The organism is Galactobacter valiniphilus (assembly GCF_003575975.1).
Classification (GTDB): domain Bacteria; phylum Actinomycetota; class Actinomycetes; order Actinomycetales; family Micrococcaceae; genus Galactobacter; species Galactobacter valiniphilus.
Window position 1 is genome coordinate 14,565 of sequence record NZ_QQXK01000019.1, and the last position, 18,574, is coordinate 33,138.

Annotated in this window: 14 protein-coding genes and 1 tRNA gene; 4 read left to right on the forward strand and 11 right to left on the reverse strand. The window is 67.7% G+C overall.

Annotated elements, in window-relative coordinates:
* Positions 1-106 precede the first annotated feature (106 nt).
* Genes mptB (DWB68_RS10050) through DWB68_RS10060 form a run of 3 tightly spaced genes read left to right on the forward strand, consistent with a single transcriptional unit; the run spans position 107 to position 4,412 of the window.
* Positions 107-1,702, forward strand: coding sequence for a polyprenol phosphomannose-dependent alpha 1,6 mannosyltransferase MptB (gene mptB, locus DWB68_RS10050; protein WP_119425012.1), 1,596 nt, complete (start codon positions 107-109; stop codon positions 1,700-1,702).
* Positions 1,699-3,261 (forward strand): polyprenol phosphomannose-dependent alpha 1,6 mannosyltransferase MptB, encoded by a 1,563-nt coding sequence (gene mptB, locus DWB68_RS10055; RefSeq protein WP_147391643.1) that lies wholly within the window; start codon positions 1,699-1,701, stop codon positions 3,259-3,261. The genes mptB (DWB68_RS10050) and mptB (DWB68_RS10055) overlap by 4 nt, the downstream gene beginning before the upstream one ends.
* Positions 3,262-3,317: 56 nt before the next feature.
* Positions 3,318-4,412 (forward strand): GTP pyrophosphokinase, encoded by a 1,095-nt coding sequence (locus DWB68_RS10060; RefSeq protein ID WP_119425014.1) that lies wholly within the window; start codon positions 3,318-3,320, stop codon positions 4,410-4,412.
* 60 nt (positions 4,413-4,472) lie between these two features.
* On the opposite strand, the gene DWB68_RS10065 is transcribed toward DWB68_RS10060, so the two are convergent.
* Together DWB68_RS10065 and DWB68_RS10070 are read right to left on the reverse strand one after the other, a co-directional pair.
* Entirely contained in the window at positions 4,473-5,081 is a 609-nt protein-coding gene (locus tag DWB68_RS10065) for an acyltransferase (RefSeq protein ID WP_158588280.1), read from the reverse strand.
* 159 nt (positions 5,082-5,240) lie between these two features.
* Positions 5,241-5,314 (reverse strand) — tRNA-Arg (locus DWB68_RS10070).
* Between the two features lie 199 nt (positions 5,315-5,513).
* Here DWB68_RS10070 and DWB68_RS10075 point away from each other — a divergent pair.
* The gene (locus DWB68_RS10075) at positions 5,514-6,197 is read left to right on the forward strand and encodes a single-stranded DNA-binding protein (RefSeq protein ID WP_119425016.1); all 684 of its coding nucleotides are present in this window, start codon (positions 5,514-5,516) and stop codon (positions 6,195-6,197) included.
* A gap of 642 nt (positions 6,198-6,839) precedes the next feature.
* Here the strand turns inward: DWB68_RS10075 and DWB68_RS16430 are convergent.
* The 9 genes from DWB68_RS16430 to DWB68_RS10115 all read right to left on the reverse strand — a co-directional run bounded on the left by DWB68_RS16430 (position 6,840) and on the right by DWB68_RS10115 (position 18,566).
* Positions 6,840-7,220, reverse strand: a complete 381-nt coding sequence (locus DWB68_RS16430) for a holin (protein WP_199700430.1) — start codon at positions 7,218-7,220, stop codon at positions 6,840-6,842.
* Between the two features lie 8 nt (positions 7,221-7,228).
* Positions 7,229-8,002 (reverse strand): peptidoglycan-binding protein, encoded by a 774-nt coding sequence (locus DWB68_RS10085; protein ID WP_119425017.1) that lies wholly within the window; start codon positions 8,000-8,002, stop codon positions 7,229-7,231.
* Positions 8,003-8,063: 61 nt separating this feature from the next.
* Positions 8,064-8,549: a hypothetical protein gene (locus DWB68_RS10090; protein WP_119425018.1), complete on the reverse strand. Its 486-nt coding sequence runs from the start codon at positions 8,547-8,549 to the stop codon at positions 8,064-8,066.
* The gene (locus DWB68_RS10095; RefSeq protein WP_119425019.1) at positions 8,546-8,734 is read right to left on the reverse strand and encodes a hypothetical protein; all 189 of its coding nucleotides are present in this window, start codon (positions 8,732-8,734) and stop codon (positions 8,546-8,548) included. Before DWB68_RS10095 ends, DWB68_RS10090 begins: the two co-directional genes overlap by 4 nt.
* Positions 8,734-9,105 (reverse strand): hypothetical protein, encoded by a 372-nt coding sequence (locus DWB68_RS16000; RefSeq protein ID WP_147391644.1) that lies wholly within the window; start codon positions 9,103-9,105, stop codon positions 8,734-8,736. The genes DWB68_RS10095 and DWB68_RS16000 overlap by 1 nt, the downstream gene beginning before the upstream one ends.
* Before the next feature lie 177 nt (positions 9,106-9,282).
* Positions 9,283-11,652 carry a hypothetical protein gene (locus tag DWB68_RS16005; RefSeq protein ID WP_147391645.1) on the reverse strand — a complete coding sequence of 790 codons (2,370 nt, stop codon included), beginning with the start codon at positions 11,650-11,652 and terminating at the stop codon, positions 9,283-9,285.
* 8 nt (positions 11,653-11,660) lie between these two features.
* Positions 11,661-12,953, reverse strand: coding sequence for a hypothetical protein (locus DWB68_RS10105; protein ID WP_147391646.1), 1,293 nt, complete (start codon positions 12,951-12,953; stop codon positions 11,661-11,663).
* A gap of 48 nt (positions 12,954-13,001) precedes the next feature.
* Complete coding sequence (locus DWB68_RS10110; RefSeq protein ID WP_119425022.1) at positions 13,002-18,122, reverse strand: phage tail tape measure protein; 5,121 nt, start codon at positions 18,120-18,122, stop codon at positions 13,002-13,004.
* Positions 18,123-18,161: 39 nt separating this feature from the next.
* Entirely contained in the window at positions 18,162-18,566 is a 405-nt protein-coding gene (locus DWB68_RS10115) for a hypothetical protein (RefSeq protein ID WP_119425023.1), read from the reverse strand.
* Between the last annotated feature and the right edge of the window lie 8 nt (positions 18,567-18,574).

Below are 18,574 nucleotides of genomic sequence, written 5' to 3' on the forward strand. Positions count from 1 at the left end.
CCGCCCCGGAGCCCACGGGAGGCCCGTGCGCCTCCGGGGAGGGGAGGGGCCGCTTTGCTAGGCTTGCGGACATTCTTGGACGGCTCGGAAAGGACCGCACCCCACGATGAATGCAGCGGTCGCCCCAGCGTCCCAACGCCCTGCGGCACGCGGAAGCTTTCTCCTGGTCCTCGCCGAGGGCCTGATCGGGGCGGTGCTCGTATTCATTGGCGCCCTCGGTGTGGGCTGGCTCGCCCCCGGATCGGCGCTGAACCGCTGGCCCTCCCTCGTCTTCTGGCGGATCGAGATCCCCGGCGTCATGACGGCCGTGGTGGCGTTGACCGCCGGCGTGTGGGTCATGTTTTCGGCGTGGTTGCGGCTGGGACGGTACCTGCAGCCGTGGGGTCAGTCGATGCGGGCGCTGTGGATCGCGTTGGTCGTCTGGTCGCTGCCGCTCATGGTCTCCATCCCCATCTTCAGCCGCGATGTGTACGCGTACATCGGGCAGGGTCGGCTCATGCGCGGCGGCTTCGACCCCTACGTGGACTCCATCTCGGTGCTGCCCAATTGGCTGCAGCTCGGGACCGACGTCATGTGGGCCGACTCCCAGACCGCCTACGGGCCGCTCTTCTACTGGATGGCGGCCGGCACCGTGGCTCTCACGGGCCTGAACATCGAGGCGTCCATCCTCGGCTTCCGGCTGCTCTCCTGGGTCGGCATCGCGCTCGTGATGTTCTACCTGCCGCGCCTGGCCAAGCTGCACGGGGTCAACGGCGTCAAGGCCAACTGGATCACGGTCGCCAACCCGCTCTTCCTGCTCTCCTTCCTGGCCAGCGCGCACAATGATGCCCTCATGATCGGGCTCGCCGTGGGCGCCACGTACTACGCGGCCAAGCGCCGCGGCGTGCTGGCCATCGTGTTCCTCGTGGCCTCCGTGGGCATCAAGCCGATCACTCTCATCACGCTGCCGTTCCTGGCGCTGCTGTGGGCCGGCCCCAACGCGAGCTGGCCCAAGCGCATCCGTTACTGGGTGTACGCGGGCGTCCTGACGATCGCGCTGTGCTGGCTCATGGGCCTGCCCGGCGGCCTCGGCTTCGGCTGGATCTCCGCGACCCTCTCCGCCGGCAGCGGCTACTACGTCATCTATGCCCCGCTCGGCTTCGCTTGCTACGTGCTCTTCACACTGTGCTCGGCCTTTGGGCTCGGCAGCGAGTGGGTGCTCTCGGCGGTCGGCCTGCTCGGTCGCGTCGCCGGCCTGGCCATCGCGGTGTACCTCGTGTTCAAGGGGAGCTACTCGCGGTTGGTGCAGCGCCTCCTGCTCGCCTTCGCGGCCATCACGGTCCTGGCTCCCGTGGTGCATCCCTGGTATCTGCTCTGGCTGCTTCCCTTCTTTGCCGCGACCGGTATTCGCGATGACTGGCAAAGCCTCTGGGTCTACGCCACGGTCGGCTTCTTCATCGCCCTCGGCTGCATCGACCAGATGTTCGTGTGGGACTTCAACAACGGGTGGGAGGGCACGCTGCAGCTCATCTCGCTCGCCGTCACCATCATCAGCGTGGCGCTCTTGCTGTGCTCGCGCGCCACGCGGCGCCAGCTGGCGCCGTTGATGCCGCGGCGGGTCATGAAGTGGCTCACCAAGGTGAGCGCCAAGGAAGGCACGACGACGCGCGCCGGTGACCCGCCGCCGTCGGGCACCACCGCCCCGCCCGAGGCGCGTTCTTGAGCGCCGCTGTGGCCCGCCCCCGGGCCCTCCGCTTCCTCTCGCCGCTGCTGCACGGCGTGAGCGCGCGCACCGCGGTGCGCACGGGCCTCGTGGCCTCCATCGTGGGCGCCATCGCCTCCTGGGGCGTGGGCTTCATGCCCTCGACCCAGGGCTCGATCTTCGTGACGCCTGGCATTCTGCGCCCGCTGCGCGTCAACGAGGTGGGCGTCTACCTCTGCTCCCTGGCGCTTGTCCTGAGCGCCGTGTGCCTCATCTGGGTCTGGCTGCAGCTCGGCCGCGCCTCGGCGGGGGAGTCAGACCTGCGTCGCGTGAAGCGCGCCATCCTCGCGTGGAGCGGCCCGTGGTTGCTCGCCTTCCCCGTCATGAGCCGCGATGTGTACTCCTACGCGGCGCAGGGTCGCCTCCTGAGCGTGGGGATGGACCCCTACAGCGACGCCGTGGGCTCCCTCCCCGGCTGGCTGGGGCAGGGTGCCGACGTCCTGTGGGCGCAATCGTCCTCCCCGTACGGCCCGCTCTTCCTACTCATCGCGTCTGGGGTGCAGGGCGTCTCCGGCTGGCGGCCCGAGATCTACGTGCTGCTCTTCCGCGCGCTCGCGATGCTCGGCGTGCTGCTGTGCGTCGTTGCGCTCGAGCGGATGTGCCGACTGCGCGGCGTCGACCCCGGGTGGGCGCTCTGGATCGTCGTGGCCAACCCGCTCTTCATCTACTCCATGGTCGCGAGCGCCCACAACGACTCGCTCATGGTCGGGCTCATCGTTGCAGCGTTCGTGGCGATTGCTCACGGGCGCAAGGCCAGCGGGCTCCTGCTCGTCGCGGCGGCCATCGCCATCAAGCCCATCATGGTGCTGGCGCTGCCGTTCATCGGCCTGGCGCTGGCAGGCCGGGAGGCCAGCTGGCGCCAGCGCTTTGCGTGGTGGGCCGTCACGGGCGCGGCCGTCGGTGCCGTGCTCGCCGTCCTCGGCGCGCTCAGCGGACTGTGGTTCGGCTGGATCGGCGCCATGGCGGACCAGGGCTCCGCCGCCTTCCCGTTTGCCCCGTACGGGCTGATCGGCCTCGCGCTGGGCGCGGGCGTCGGCGCGCTCGGCGGCGCCGCGGTGGGTGCCGCCGTCCAGTCGGGCTTCTACCTCCTCGGCAAGCTGCTCGCGATCGGCGGCACGTTCTGGCTCGCCCTGCGCCGCCCCCTCGGCGACCCCTTCATGCACACGGGCTGCGCGCTGGCCCTGGCCGTGGTGCTCAACCCCGTCATCCAACCCTGGTACCTCTTCTGGTTCCTGCCGTTCTTCGTGGCCTACGCGCGCCGCTTTGGCTTCTGGGAGCAGATGACGATCCTGCTGAGCTCGGCCCTGGTGGTCTGGTGTCTCGTGGACCAGCTGTCGCTGCCCGACTGGGTGCCGGCGACGCCGGTCAAGCTCAGCGTCGCGGCAGCCGGCGCCGTGACCTTGCTGTTCCTCGTGCTCGCGGCACCGGCGCAGCGCGGCTACTTCCGCGGCCTGCGGTTCGCCTCGCTCCTGCGCCCCGACGCGCTACAGGAGAGCGTGACGCAACGCCCGGCCGGGTAGGGTTGCAGGCGGGCCGCGCGCAAGCGTCGCGGCGCATTCGAGAGAGCGGGGCGAACGTGGCGCAGGCCTGGAAGCAGCTGGACGGATCCTTGAAGGAGCGCGTCGTCGCCAGCGTCGATGCGTACCGCGCGGCGCGGCCCGAGCTCGAGGATGTCACGGAACACCTGCGCAACGAGGTGGCGGCGCTCTTCGACGACAGCGAGGTCACCCCGCTCTTCGTCACCGCCCGCACCAAGTCCGTGGAGTCCTTCCGCCAGAAGGCCTCCCGCACGGTGTACACCAAGGAGGACGGGCAGGACCGGGAACTCGAGTTCCCTGAGCCCCTGGATCAGTTGCACGACCTCGTGGGCGTGCGCGTCATCGTCATGCTCCCGCGCGATGTGCGCGAGGCCGCAGCGATCATCAAGCGCCGCCGCGGGCCGTTCTACTGCCAGTCGGATCGCGAGAAGGACATCGGCTCGCTCGAGTCGGGCACCTACGGCTACTCCAGCCGGCACCTCATCTTGATTCCCCGGCACGACGACGCCGTGGATGGCTTTGTTGCCAAGCATCCCCGCGGGGAGCTTCCCTTCGTGTTCGAGGTGCAGATCCGCACGATTCTCGCCCACGCGTGGAGCGAGATTGAGCACGACATCCGCTTCAAGCGCAAGGATCAGCGGGCCTGGAGCCCCCACCTGGACCGTCAGTTCACGGCCTCCGCCGCCATGCTCGAGTCCGTGGAGGGCATCTTCACCGACATCGACGAGCGCCATCAGGCGATCCGCTCCTACTGGGACAACCAGGGGGCGGGCGCGGAGGAGCTGACGCCGGAAATGGTGGGCGACATCTGGCGCACCCTCTGGCCGCACCTTGACCGCAAGCGCGACAGCGATTGGGAGTGGGCCCTCGAGCTGCTGCGCGCCCACGGCATCGAGACGCCGAGGGCGCTCGTGGAGCTCCTGGATGCCGGAAATATCCGCAGCGTGCGCAGCGCGCTCGATCACCGCTACTCGCCCGGGCCGGACCGACTCCTGGACGATCTGCTGCTGTGGACCTACGGGCGGGAGCACATCCAGAAGACGGCGGGGGACGACCCCCAGCGGCGCTCCTCGCTGACGCGGCGCCTGCAGCAGATGCGCACCTTCGACCGCTCGCGGCGCCCGGCCGAGTAACCAGGGGCGACGGGTGGCACCTTGATGACCACCCGTCGTCGGGCGTGAGGCTTTGCCCGCTTAGCGGGAGGCGGCGAGGGACTCGCGGTCCCACGTGACGGCGCGCACGGGCGTGGCCGGCAGGCCGCGCACGAGCTGACCGGCGGGCACGGCGTCGTCGACGATGGGCGTGAGCTCCAGGACGGCGCCGTCACCGATCGCGGCACCCGCGCGGATCTCTGCGCCGCGCATGATCCAGACGCGTTCACCGATCGTGACGTCGTGCTGGCGATCGCCGGAGACGGGGCCGAGGCCGCGGGAGTCGTCGGCGACGATGCCGACGTTGGTGCCGAGGTGACTTCCGGCGCCGATGCGCACGTGGGCCCCGGGGGCCGCCACGACGGTGAGGGTCTTTTCCGAGGTGACGCCAGCGCCGATCTCGATGGTGGCACCGGCGCCGACGGTGAGGTCGAGGCTCAGGTGATCGCCGGGCTCCAGGGCGCCGATGACGACCTGGGCGTCGTCGCCGCGGAAGCGGATGGTGACCTTGTCCAGGCGGGTGGTTCCGTCCACAACAAGGCGGTTGTGGCGTCCGGCAAAGTTCACCGTTGCCCGCGGATCCAGGGCACCCTCGTGCGCCACAAGGTTGCCGCGGTCGTCGATGGGCCTGGTGCGAAAATCGGTGCTCACGCGCACGAAACTATCACCCCGCGCGGCCCGGCGTCCGGCCCCACGCTCATGTTCCGGCGCAGCCGCCGTCCTGTGAGGCGCGCCACGACAGCCGCCGAGGCGGCATCGGAGCGAAAAGCGCTGCGGGTCCCGCGGAATCTTCCGCGGGACCCGCTTCGGTGCCCCCAGCGCGATTCGAACGCGCGACCGGTGGATTAGAAGGCCACTGCTCTATCCAGCTGAGCTATGGGGGCATGCGGCGCCCGGCGCCGCCTCTGAAGCATATCTGCCCGCCGGGCCTTCCCTCACATCGGCGCCGGCTCGCCGTGTTGTCCACGACTCGCGGTGCCCGGGCCCCGCGGCGCGCGTGCCGCGCGCAGGCTGGTGGGACCCCGGCGGAGGGTCGGGGGAGGCAAGAACGGACGGCCGGGGCGCTGGCCCCGAGGAGGAATCATGAACGAGACGATGATCGTGCGCGGCTTCGTGGCAACGGAGCCCTCGCTGCGCACGTTGGAGAGTGGTCTGCACGTGGTGAGCTTCCGGCTCGGATCCACGCCGCGGCGGTTCGACAAGGCCACCTCGACGTGGGTGGACGGGGAGACCAGCTGGTACACCGTCTCCTGTTTCCGGGAGCTCGCCGTCAATGCGCAGGTGTCGCTGAAGAAGGGCCAGCCCGTCATCGTGTTGGGCCGGCTTAAGGTGCGGCAGTTCTCCCGCACCGACGGAAGCCCCGGCGTGAGCGTGGAGCTGGACGCGGAGACGCTCGGACACGATCTGCGCTTCGGCGCAGGCACCTTCGGGCGGACCAACCGCGAGCAGCACGCCGGCTCGGCGCCCGGGGCGCCGGGTGGCGACGGCGGGGACAGCGCGGAGGGCGGGCCGGCCGAGGACGGGGTGAGCTCGGGGCAGGGAGCTCCGGTGGCGGCCCGGGGAGAGGGAACTCATGCAGCGGTGGCCCCCGATGGCGCCGCAGGCGACGGTGGTGCGGACGGATGGGCGCCGGGGTATGCGGGCCCACCGCCTGACTTTGCCGTCGGCGCGGGGGAGGAACCGAACGGAGACGACGACGCCCTCGAGCCCGGTGTGGATCTCGAGACGGGCGAGATCACCGGGGTGGACGCCGACGCTGCGGCCTGAGGCTGGGTTGCGGGCCCCGCGACCGGGGCGCGGGGCGCCTGGCGCCCGGCGTCGGCCCGCCCCTCCGGCGCCCGCCGTCCCGTCCCCCTGGGGCGGCGGGTCCCCCCACGGCGCTTGCCAGAGCGGATAGACTGAGGGTTGATGGGATCGCGTCCTCACGCGTGCACCCCGTTCCAGTCCCTCTTCCCCTGCGCGGCACCAGCTGCCCGGAGGCGAAGCGCGGCCGGACGGCGGGCAGGCGAGGGAGCGGATCCCGCGCGGGGAACTTCCCGCACCACCCCCGGGCACGGCCGTTGGCTTGGCCCCTCGCAAGCACGAAGAGTGGAGAGCATGGCGGAGTTCATCTACACCATGTTTTCCCCGGGGTGCGCGCTTCCCAGCGTTGGCGCGGATTGTGCCCCTACTTCCGTGTAATTCCGGGGATCTGCTTAGGTGAGGCCGGGGTGCCTGCACGCTCTGCGCGTGAACTGAAACGACAGAGAAACGACAGAGAGCACGAGGCCCGTGAGGCGGCCGCGCCGCCGGGTCCCAGCCGAGCCGGGACAAACGGCCACAATCTTGCCGCTTGGTATCGTCGGGGACAAAGCGAGGCCTTGGTGAAACGACGAAAGCGCCCCACCCTGTGAAGGGTGGGGCGCTTTGTCATGCCTGGTGCCGTCCGGGTTCGTCCTGGATGGCGTGGCCGGAGTAGTCGGCGTCGGGGTCGGAGCCGTCGTAGGCGGGGAGCTCGTCCACCGACTCCGGCTCCTGGACCTCGAGGTCAGCGGCCGCGGCCGCAGTGTTCGCCGCGGCGATCGCCTGGGCCTCGGCGAGCTCGGGATCCACGCTGGCCGGCACGGGGGCCGGGTTCACGATGGACGTGAGCACAGAGGCGAGCGTGGCCAGGGCCGCGATGGACAGCGCGAGGCCCCACTGGACGGCGCCGAATGCGATGCCGGTGCCGCCGATGGAGCCGAGCAGGGACTGGGCGAAGGTCTTGATGGCGCGCTCGGCGGCGCCCTTCCAGAATGCGATGGTGAACATGTTCATCCTCAGACGTTGATGCCGTGCTTGCGCAGGGCCTTGATGGTGGTGGGGCCGACTACTCCGTCGGGCTTGAGGCCGGTGCGGCGCTGGAACTCGCGCACGACCTTGGCGGTGTAGGGACCGAACTTCCCGTCGCCGCCGCCGGCGAAGCGGCTGTAGGCGGGGAAGGCGCGGTTGAGCCCGGCCTGCAGCTTCTTGATGCGGGCGGCGTTGTTCTTGGGGTTGCCCTCGTAGAGCAGAGAGGTCGATCCCTTCGCCGCGGTGACGGCGGGCTTCTTGGTGGGGGTCTTGCCGGTGGTCGAGGGGGCCTTCTCGCCGCGGAGCTTGGCGGCGACGCGGGCCACGGCGGCGGCGTTGGCGTTGATCTCGAAGTGCATGCCGTCGACGATGGAGAGCTTGCGGTTGTAGTCCTCGCCCCAGCGCACGACGTTCTCGAGCTGGTTGCGGAGGAAGCCACGGATCTTGGCGGCCTGCGCGGGCGTCCAGGTCCCCTCGCGTCCGCGCCCGTGCAGGAGCGCGTTCACGTCGATGGCCGTGTAGCTGGCGTGGTTGGAGTAGCCGGTGGTCTTGCCGCGGATGGGGCGGACGTTTCCGCCCCAGTCGTCGGCCCCGCGCTCCAGGCTCTCGACCTCTCGGTCGATGAACTCCACGAGGGCGGTGAAGATCGTGGCCACATCGCCGGCACGCACGCGGCCGATGATGTGGGGGATCTTGGTGGTGTTCTTGTCAGTGGCCGTGAAGATCACGGGCCACCCGTTCTGGCTGATGGCGCTCGCCATGTCAGGCCTCCTTGGGCATGAGGAAGCCCCGCGGCCCTGGAACGGGCGGCGGGGCTGGTGGTCAGTTGTTGTTGCGGGAGGCGGCGCGTTCGGCTTGGGTGCGGCGCCAGGCGTTCATCCGCCAGGTGAAGGGCGGGGACGGGGGCGGGTTGCCGGCGGCGTAGTGCTCGTCGGTGGCGTGGGCCCACTGGTCGTAGTCGGTGAGGGTTTCGCGGAAGTCGCGGACGGTGTCGTCTGCGAGGGCGGCTTCGCGGCGGGCGGCGTCGCGCTCGTCGCGGGCTTCTTGCAGCCCGGCTTCGGTGACGGCTTGGCGTTCGCGCACGGCGGTGAGCTCCTGGCGGAACGTGTCCATGAGGGCGGTGTTCGCGGCTTGGTCGGCTTGGCGTTGAGCGGCGTGTGTGTCCGCGTTGGTTTTGCGGAGCACGCCCCAGAGGGCGAGTCCGCCGACGATGGCGCCGGACGCGAGGCTGATGACGGCGACGATGACCTCGGAGGGGACGACGTCGAAGAACGTGGGCCCGGGGGCTTCGAAGTGGTGCAGAATCACGGGGTCACCGCCTCCGGCACTGGTTCCGGCACGACAACTGGCCCGCCGAGTTGGTCCACGAGGAACTGGGAGTTGTCGGCGGCGCGTTGTGCTTCGGTGCGGATGTCGGCGAGCAGGTCGGCTTGCGCGGCGGCTTCACGGGCCGCAGCGAGGGCGCGCAGGGTCGCGGCGTTACTCGTGCCCATCAGTCCACCTCGAATCGCAGGCCGCGCAGTGGCCGCCATGCGTTCGTTGCGGCCGACGCCCAGAGCGTGACAACACCGTCGGGGGCCGCCTGCATAGACAAGCCCAGCGTTGCGTTCGATGTGTTCTGCGGATACGTGTCACCCGCTGGGGGACGGAATCCAGCCGGTAGCGTGAACGGTGACGTCCAACCCGTCGCGGTCGTGTGCACCACATGGCCACGCACGCGAACATCCTTACCGATGCGACGGACGGCAACCTGTGTCGAGCCGCCCTGCGTCCAACCGCTATTCAGGGTGAGCGCCACCCACCCCGTGTCATACGCCGAAGCGCCAGACGGGGACATGGCCTTGATGAAGTTGACGATCTCCACGAACCAACCGACAAGGCGGGGGAGCCCGTTGATGGAGAGCGGGGACGAGCCGCTGGGTGCGTCTGGGGCTGCGGCTGTCGTTGGTGACGCCATGCGGGCCTCCTAGAGAGTCTTGGGTACGACGAAGGCCCCCGACTCGTGCAGAGTCAGGGGCCTTCGGTGTGTGTTGGGTGTGGGCTAGTAGTCCACGAGGGTTGCTGAAGCCCAACGATCAAAGTCGTCGAAACTGTTGACGCCAGCGTTGGCAAGGGCCGTGTTCAGCTGGTCGAACGTCTCGACACTGTTCGCCTGGCACCACGCATCAAAGTCACGGAACACGTCCGTCAACAATGCGACATCGAGGGTCTGCGTGATCTCGCCAGCAGACCCGCTCAAGCTGATGCCAGTGACGAGACCCTTCGACTTGAGCGGCTTGTGTTCCTCGGAGCGTTTCTCTTCGGTGAGCACGATGATGTCGCCGAGCTGCCGGGCGAGGTCGGGCTTAACCTTCACCTGGTCGAGGGTCGGCTGTTGCGCCTGGAACTGCGACACGAGCCACGTCAGCATCTCGTTTGCCGTGGTCGAGTCCTGCACCCACTGGCCCGCGTCAAACCGGAACTCCGACAGCGCCGCATCCTCGGGCGCACCCCACTCCACCGTCTCCGGCTCTCCTGCGACAACTTGAATCGAAGTTCGGGCAATCAGGAGCGGGTTGCCATTGCCGTCCACCAGCCACCAACCACCAGACGTGAAGTTCACAACGGTGATCTGCACACGAAACGGCGTGACCATCTTCGCGGAAACAGTGAGGTGGGAGCTGGTCGGCCTTTCTCCAGTCCCGTCACGATTCGCCGCGGCAGCCCACTTCGACCCCTTGAGCCCGGACGGGTCGGACGCGTCCTCCCAGATCGCCTTGAACGGCGCCACACGGTCCGAAGCCGACTCGAGGTCTTGCGTGAACACCTTGGTAGCCCACGGACCGACATAGATGGGGTTTGTCGCTTCCCAGAGTGTGAGTCGAGAGTCTGACGACGTGGCGCTGTTGGCGGGCGTGTAGGACACGACGACACGGTCGGCTGACTCATCGTCGGTGATCGTCCACGGCACATCATCGAGCTGCTCGTCAGCGTTGACTCGCTCGACTGGCGAGCCGCCACGCAGGGATTCGCGAGACCGGTACACGAGGGCACCGGTCTCGTCGATCCATGCGGCACCCATCGTGGCTTTCGCGATCTCCTGGATGACATCCCAGCAGGTGCGACCGGCGAGGTTGAATACACCGGTCAACGGGGTGTTCGCGAACTCGATCTTCGTGTTCGCGGCCTCGAAGTTGTAGAGATCGGAGATTCCGCCGGGAAAATGACTGATCTCTACCGCAAGGTCGCGGACAAACCCGCCTCGCGCTGGGGTGACCGTAATCACCTCGGATGCGGCCTGGCTCGGGAGGGCCGGCCAGCCCGATGCTGTGTTCGACTCTGACCAGTCGCCCGCCTCAGGTGTGAACCCGATAACGCTCAGAAATGCAACCCCGTTGTTCACGCGCCCAGAGACGGACACGCGCCCCTTTGCGAGTTTCTTGCCAGTCAACAAGACGGTGAGCGTGTTTGCTCCGACAGTCATGGAGACGACGGAAGGAGAGACCGTGAGTGAGACGTCCTCAGACGCAACGGTGACACCGTCGCCTTCAACATCCGCCAGGACAGTCAGTCCGCGGCTTGTAGACATGCCTCCGCCGGAACCACCTGCCCATGCGACAGCTCCCGAGTTTCGGAACGTGAGTTTACCGCCGGAGTACCACTGCTCACCAGAACGGTTCGTCCACGCAGGGGCTACTGCCGAGGTGAGCGAGCCGACAGTTGGGGTCACCGAGCCGATGAGCGGAACATGGAGGGCATACGACCCGGCCACAAAGTCGTGCCACGACTCGTTCGAGGCGTTGGGTAGCCGGGACGGCCTAAACCCTGCTATGCGGGCCGCCTCAGCCACAACGTACGACGCATCGAACGCGGCGGTGGAAGACGCTACAGCTACGTTGGAAGTGAACTTGCGCTGCATCCCCGGCACAGTCTCGGCAATGGACATGGACACGTCGCTTGACCCTGCCGACCCGGAAACCGAGTGCGAGGTCATCGAACCAAGCGGCAGGCGCGCTTCAGCGGACATGTGCGCGAACCCCGCCTCGGGATGGGCGCGCCGCTTCTCAAAAGCGTCAAGGAACGCCTGCCCCGTCAGCGCGTCATATGCCATGGGCTCAGGTTGCGCGACGCCGCTGTACGCCCACAGCCTGCACGCACCACCAGCCCGCACCAGGCGGCTGCCGAACGGCGACACCCGCCCATCACGGGCCTGCGGAAGCGTCACCGAACCAGAACCCACAGACAGCCCAGAACCGCCACGAGCGGCGCCAGGAAGGCCGCCACCAGTGAGCGTGCGCTGAACCTGCCACGAGCCCGCCTCAACGAACCCGCCAGGCAATGACGCGTCCCGGTTCGGCCACGCCTTCTCATCCAGCTCAGCGAACACCCGCACCGGGGCGTCATCGCTCCAGCGAACCGGCTTCTTCTGCATGTGGCCTCCTAGAAGTTGCCTTGCACGCCGATCTCTTTGAGCTCGACGTCATAGTCGGTGAGCGTCTGTGTGCCCGTCACGAGCTGGTATGTGCGTCCCGGATCAGTCACCGCGACGCGAGTAGGCGTTCCCTCAGACGGGTAGAACGTCCCGTCAGCGGCGCCCTCATGGATGCGTACGCCAGACACCACACGCCCGGCGGGTCGGGTTAGCGTCATCACCCGAGACACCGTGGGCGTGAACGTGGTCTGCGATAGCCCACCGACCGGGGCGGGCATCGAGTACGCCGGGTTGCCCGTCTCCTGGTAAGTCAGCGGGTACGTCGTCCCCGTCGTCCACGCAGACAGCGTGTACGTGCGCCCAGCCAGCACGAAAGCTCGCGCCTTCGTCCATCTGACTGGCGGCATCGGAATGCCAGCAACCGGCACCATAGACGGCACCGTGGCGCTCGCATTCGCCGTTCCTGACCACGCATACCCAGGCGACGCCCCATCGAAATACGAGCCATCCGACACGCCTTCCTCGAGCGTGATCGAATCCACCCACAGGTTCCCGGCACGCATCGAATAGAACTGGGTGTCGAGACTCAGGGAAGCCTCGGTCGCATCCTCAGGAATCGTGAACTGGAATACCTGACGACCCACCCACGCACGCATCGGAATCGCAGTACCAACAGCAAAAGTGCCTTCCCCAAACGGACCCTGAGCCTCAAGTGTCCACGCGATGTTCGGCTGCTCCGGCGAGTCGCCAGAACCCAGCGCGGCAGTGGGCTCAAACCGCATCATCGCTGACACCGTGTACGTCCGCCCCGGCTGCATCCCGGTGCGGGCCAGCGTGCCAGCGAACGCGCCGAATGGTCGCACGCTCCCATACGTCGTGAACGTGAACTTCGCCGAGCGCGTGCCACCGTCAAACCAATCCGTCGCGAGCGCCCCAGTCGGCTTCGTCGCAGACGGGCCGTCATACGCCGGCGCGACACCGAACTGCGTGAACCCCGACTCCCACCCAGGATTCACACACAAATTCGTCCGAGTCGCCGGAATGCCAAAACTGTCCTTCGCCGGCAAAAGATTCCGCCGCGCACACGCCCGGTCATACAGGTAGAAAGCAGACGCCGGAGAATGCGCCGCGATGTCCAAAAGGCGGGCGAACTCATTGTCCTGCCAGCCCCGCGCAACACGCCACGTCCGCGGACTCGAAGCGCCCTGCCGAGCCCACCGAACACCACCACCCGACACAAACTCAGAGCGACCACGCCCCGACTCCACGCCAGCACCGGGGGCCACAACCAGATCGGCCATGGCCCCCAGAGGCCCAAACGAAAATGCCGCAACCACGTGCGGGCCTCCTCACTTCAGGCGCGGAGTAACCCGCGCAATCTCCTGACCAAGACGAGCCACTTCACGGTCGCCAATAGCAACCGGCGCCGGCTGCATCTGCACTCGAGTCATCGCCTCAGCCAGACGGTCGTAATCAAACTCGGCAGGTTGCCCCTGCGAAGCCGCAAACGCCTGCACCTCAGCCGAAGCCGGGAGCCGGTACTGCGGCTGATACGCCGCCGCCTGAGCCTCCGCAAGATCCCGCATCGCACGCTCGTTCTCCGGAATGGAGTCACGAACACCCAACGCAGCACCCTTACCAGCCCACACACCCGCCGCCTTCAGAACACGAGACGGCGACTTGATGCCCAACGCCTTGCGGAACGCCTTCTCGCCAGCCGTGCCCATCTTCGCGAACGCCTTCTCAACGGCGGAGATCTGGGACTCAATGCCCTTCACCACGCCCTGCGCCGCGTTCACGCCGCCCGTGTACATCGACTCGGTGAGGTACGTGCCAGTGGCCGCCCCGTACCGCTCGACGTCCTTGAAGTAGGACGTCAACTGCCGCTGCTCCGTGGTGTCCATCGTCATCAGCGCGTCGGCCAGCTCGAACGTCTGAGTTGACGCCCACTCGTCGATGACCTGCTGGATCATCGCGGACGGGAAGCCCCACTTCTTAAGCCAAGCCACCTTCTGCGACAGCTTCTTCGCGCCTGCCGCCATGTTCTTGCCGTAAGCAAGGACAGACTTGTCGGTTACCTTCTGCTTGTAGCCCCACTGATCCGTCTTGCCGGTCAGTGAACCGAAGTCCATCGCACCCTTGACCTGGTCGCGCACACCGTCATGCACACCAGCGAGCTCGTCGTACTTCGACTGAGCCGACTCAAGACGCTTCTCAAGCATCCCCTGCTTGAGCGTCAGGCTCTTGGTCTGGCGCTCCTGCGCGTAGGCGAGCTTGCGCATGGTGGCGCGTTGCTTCGGAGACAGATCCTTGTTATTCGACGCCTCGAACAGTGCATCGACGCCCGAGTAGTTCCCCGCGCCGTAGTTGTCCCGGATGTCACCCCGGTACAGGTCACGGCGCGTGTCGAACTCGAGCTCGCGCAGACGGCTCGTGCGCTCACGATCATCCTGGTAGGCCTTCTCGGCGCGCTCCAAGGCCTTGTCAGCCTTGTCCGACCGCTTCTTCGCCGCCGACAACTTCGACTTCGCCGACGACTTCGCGCCCTTGTTGGCCTTCTTCCCGTCGATCTTGTCGTAGGTCTTCTGGGCGGCCTTCTCAGCCTTCTCAGCAGCCCGCGCCTCAGCCTTCGCCTTAGCCAGCGCCGTCTTCGACTTTCCCTGATCCTTCGAAGACCACGACACACGACCACCAGACGCCAAAGCCGCGAGCCCCTGCACGGCCGGGTCGTCCGCGTTGATCGCCGACAGGAGCCCGTGGTACTTCTGCGACGACTTCCCGTTGATGATCCACTCGCCGGCATCCACGCGAGCCAACGGCATGCCCTTGTGGTTGACACCGAGGAAACCGTCTGTCTTCTCAGTGCCCGGTCCCGCGGTTGGCAGGCGGTAACCCGCCGCGTGACCCGGGAGTCGGCCGCCAGTCGCCTTGCCGCCTGCGGCCGATGCGGCGGCGGCCAGAGCGCCGGTAGCTCCACCAAACACCGCAGAGATGACCATCTGCCGCGGCTGCGCCAACGCGCTGAGCCAGCGCGACGCGAAGTCACTGCCCTGGACCGCGTTGAACGGGGCGTTCCGAGGGGCGGCCAGCGGGTCCAAGAACCCGGACGCTGAGTTGGAACCCGGCGTAGCGTTGAACGGCGCGTTCCGCGGATCCGCCTTCGGGTCCAGCCACCGGGACGCATCATCCGCGCCCGGAACCGCGTTGACCGGCGCGTCCGTAGGGTACTTGTACCCTTCGAGCCACGGGCCCGCCGAGTCATGCCCCGGAACCGCGTTGACGGAAGCGTCCTTCTCGTCCGGGAGCTGAGCCCAGTACGGCAGGAACGAGTTCTCGCCCGGCTTGACGTTGACCTTGGCGTCGACGCTTTCGGGCACCTCACCCATCGCCGCCTTGGTCTCCTCGGCCGTCTTCTTGGCGGTGTCCTCCATCCAGGACTTGACCTTCACGTCCTTCGGGATGCCCATCACTTCGCGGGCGAGCGCTTCGGCGGCGGACTTGCCGATGCCGAAGCCCTTGGCCGTAGACACAAGGTCGTTGTAGGTGGTGTTCAGACTCGCCTGTAGCTTCCCCTGCCCAACACCGTCGTTCGCCATTGCCGTGACCTTCGCCATGCCATTCTGAGCAAGGCCCTGGAAAGCGGCGTTAGCCTTCTGGCCGGCTTCCGTGGTGAAGTCAAAGTCGGTCTTGGCCTTGTTCAGGGCCTTGCCGAGCTGCCCGGAAGCGATCTCCTTCTGTGTGTCGGCGATCGTCTTGAGGCCCTGCTCGTACTGCACGGCGGCGTCGCGTGCGGACATGGTGGCCATGCCCGACGAGAACAGCAGGTCAAGGAACTTCTGCATGTCCGAGACTGCGCCCTCGGCAGAGACTCCCACCGCGGCGAGAGCTTCCTCTAGCGCGGCGTTGGCTGCCTGCGCCTTCTGTGCGGCCTCGGCCTGCTGCTGCTGTGCGGTCGTGAGCTGCTTGGTCCCATCGGCGGCGGTGGACATGAACTCGGCGCCACCACTCATGGCGGCGTTGAGCAGATCCTGCCCTTCGATGTTCTTGTCCTGCGCATTGGCAGCCTCGACGAGCGCCTTCTTGTAGCCGGGCAGGATGTCCAAGGCGGCCTGCATGGCCTCCGGACCCTCCTTGCCCTGCGCCTTGAATGCGTCCGTGATCTGCTGGAACACCTTCGCTGCGGCCTCGGCGTTGCCGCCGGAGACCATCTTCCCCATCTCGTCAGAGAAGGAGGAGAACTTCTCCTGCAGCTGCGTGAAGTCCGACTTGGCCAGGCCCGTCCACGCGAACGTCTTGTCTGCCCACGAGTTCAGGCCCTGGCCCATCGGCGGGTTCGCGAGCTTCGCGATCGCGTCGTTGAGGTTGTTCACGTCATCGAGGGTGTTCTGCCCGAACATCTTCGCGCCGTCGCCGAGCATCTTGTCGATGCCTGACAGGTCACCGGTGTTGCTGAGCTTGAGGATCGCGTTCGCGAAGTCCTCAGCCGTCGCTACCGATTCCTCGGTGATGGCGTGGCCGACGGCGGACAGGGCTGCCGCGGCGAGCCCGACACCCATGGCGCCCTTGCCGATGACGCCCATGGCCTTGGCAAGCTTGCCCGGTCCCTTCTCGGCGCGGCCGAAGCTGATGCCCAGATCGGAGAGTGCACCCTTGGTGGTGCTGACGAAACCGAGGACCTTGCCGGCGGCACCACCCAGGAGCAGGGCCGCGCCAGCGAAGCCAGTCAGGGACGTCAGGGCAGACTTCACCGGACCCGGGAGCCCGTTGAAGGCGTCAGCGATGCCGCCCACAATCTCGGCGACCGTGCCCACGGCCGGCGCGAGGGCTTCGCCCGCGCTGATCGCCGCGTCCTTGATCTTGTTCCACGCGACCTTCACCTTGGACGCGGCCGTGTCATAGCGCTTGTCTGCCTCGTCGACGAGAGCCGTGTTCTCCTTCCAAGCCTGGTTGCCCAGCTTGAGCGAGTCCGTGAGCAGGTCTCCGGAGTTCGCCAAGGCCAGCATGACCTGGGTTTCTTCGGTGCCCTTGATGCCCATCGACTTGAGGGTCGCCGTGACGTTGCCGCCCTCAGAGTTGACCCGGTTGATGCCCTTCGCGACCAGGTCGAGGGCCTCCATGGGGGCGGACTTGAACTTGGCAGCGAAGTCGTCGGCGCTGACGCCTGCGACCTGAGCGAAAGACTCGAGGGACTGGCCGCCCTCGTCCACCGCCGTGCGCATCTTGAGGAGCACACGGGTGGCGACGCCGCCGCCGAGCTCCGAACGCACACCCATCGACGCGAGGGTGTTGGACAGGGCCAGGAGGTCAGACTCGGACCCGCCAAGGGTCTTCACTGCACCGGCCATACGCTGGGCCATGGAGAGGATCTCAGCCTCGGTCGAGGCGCCGTCGTTGCCAAGGGCCACGAGCGTGGCGCCGAAGCGCGAGACACCTTCGGAGCCGTCGCGGGACATCGTGCCCATGACGTTGGAGATCTGGGCGATGTTCGTGGCGGCATCATCGGCGGTCAGGTTCGTGGTCTCGCCGAGGTCGATCATCGTCTTCGTGAACCCGACGATGTCCTTGCGGGCCACACCGAGCTGGCCGGCGTTCTCTGCGACGGCCGCGATCTCCTGATGGGTGGAAGGCAAGGTCTTGGCGAGGCCGCGCAGACCGGCCTCGACTTCGGCCATCTGCTGCGGGGTCCCGTCGACGGTCTTGGTGACGCCAGTCCAGGCGGACTCCCAGTCCATGGCGGCTTTCACGCCGAGCACGGACGTGGCCGTCAGGGCTGTGCCGGTGCGCATCGCAGTCGAGGACACTTCCGAGAGCGACTGCTGGAACGCCTGCGACCGCTGAGCCGCGTACACGGCGGCGGTCGACTGGGCGGCCAGGCCCATCCGGGCGGCCTTCGATGCAGACACGGTGCGGCCGAACTGGTCGACGAGCTGGCCCTGGGCGTCATACAGGAGGCCGGCGTTCTGCGCGGCTGCGTTGGCGGTCTTGCCCATGGCCAGCGTCGAAGTGGCGACGCGCTGCTGGTTGGTGGCGTTGAGGCGCTGGGCTGCGGCGGCCTTCTCGGCCGACTGCTCGATGACGACGGCGGCCTTCTTCGCGGCCTCCTCCGACTTCTTCGACCCGGACGCCGAGTCCTCGCCCGCCTTCTTGCCCTTGCGGCCAGCGTCCTGGGACTTCTGGCCGAGCTTCTCCTGCGCGGCCCCGGCCTTGTCGGCCCCGGTCTTGGCCTTGTCGGAGCCCTTGGCGGAGTCGTCGCCTGCGGTCTTGGCCTTCCGGCCCGCCTTCTCGGCCTGGTCGGCGGCCTTGCCCTGCGCCTTCGCGCCCTGCTCGGCTCCCTTTTGCGCGGACTGGCCTGCCTTCTCGGCTTCTTTCGCGAGCGACTGGAGCGAGGCGCCGGCCTTACTCATGTTCGCTTCCCAGTTGCTGAGGTCGACGGTCAGGCGGGCGGTGAGGGTCTGAGTCAGGTCGGCCACGCGGGCTCCTTCCAAGAAAAGCGAACCCCCGCCGCCAGGTCAGGCGGCGGGGGTTTCAGCAGGGGAGTCGAGCAAGTCGACAAGAGACAGGGCGACGTGCTCGGGGATCCCGTGCTCGCCGTAAACGCCGGTCTTGCCAGTGACCTCGGAGACGTACTCACGCACCCGGTCGGAGGCATGACAGACGTCCTCGCGGACCTCGAAACGGTCCAGGTTCTCCACGCCGCGGCACACCCACACGGGTTGCCCGCACTTCGAACACAGGGAGTCCTCGTACACCTGCAGGGCCAGCGCCATGCGCCGGTCCCGGTCGTTGATGCGGGTGACGTCGTGCCGGTGCGGGTCGTCGCGGTCGCGCAGGCTGAGTAGCACGGTGATGGGCCAGCCCTGGGAGCGGGCGGCGCGGGCCTCAGAGAGCAGGTGAGACCAGCGCCGCCGGCTCATCGCCCTCG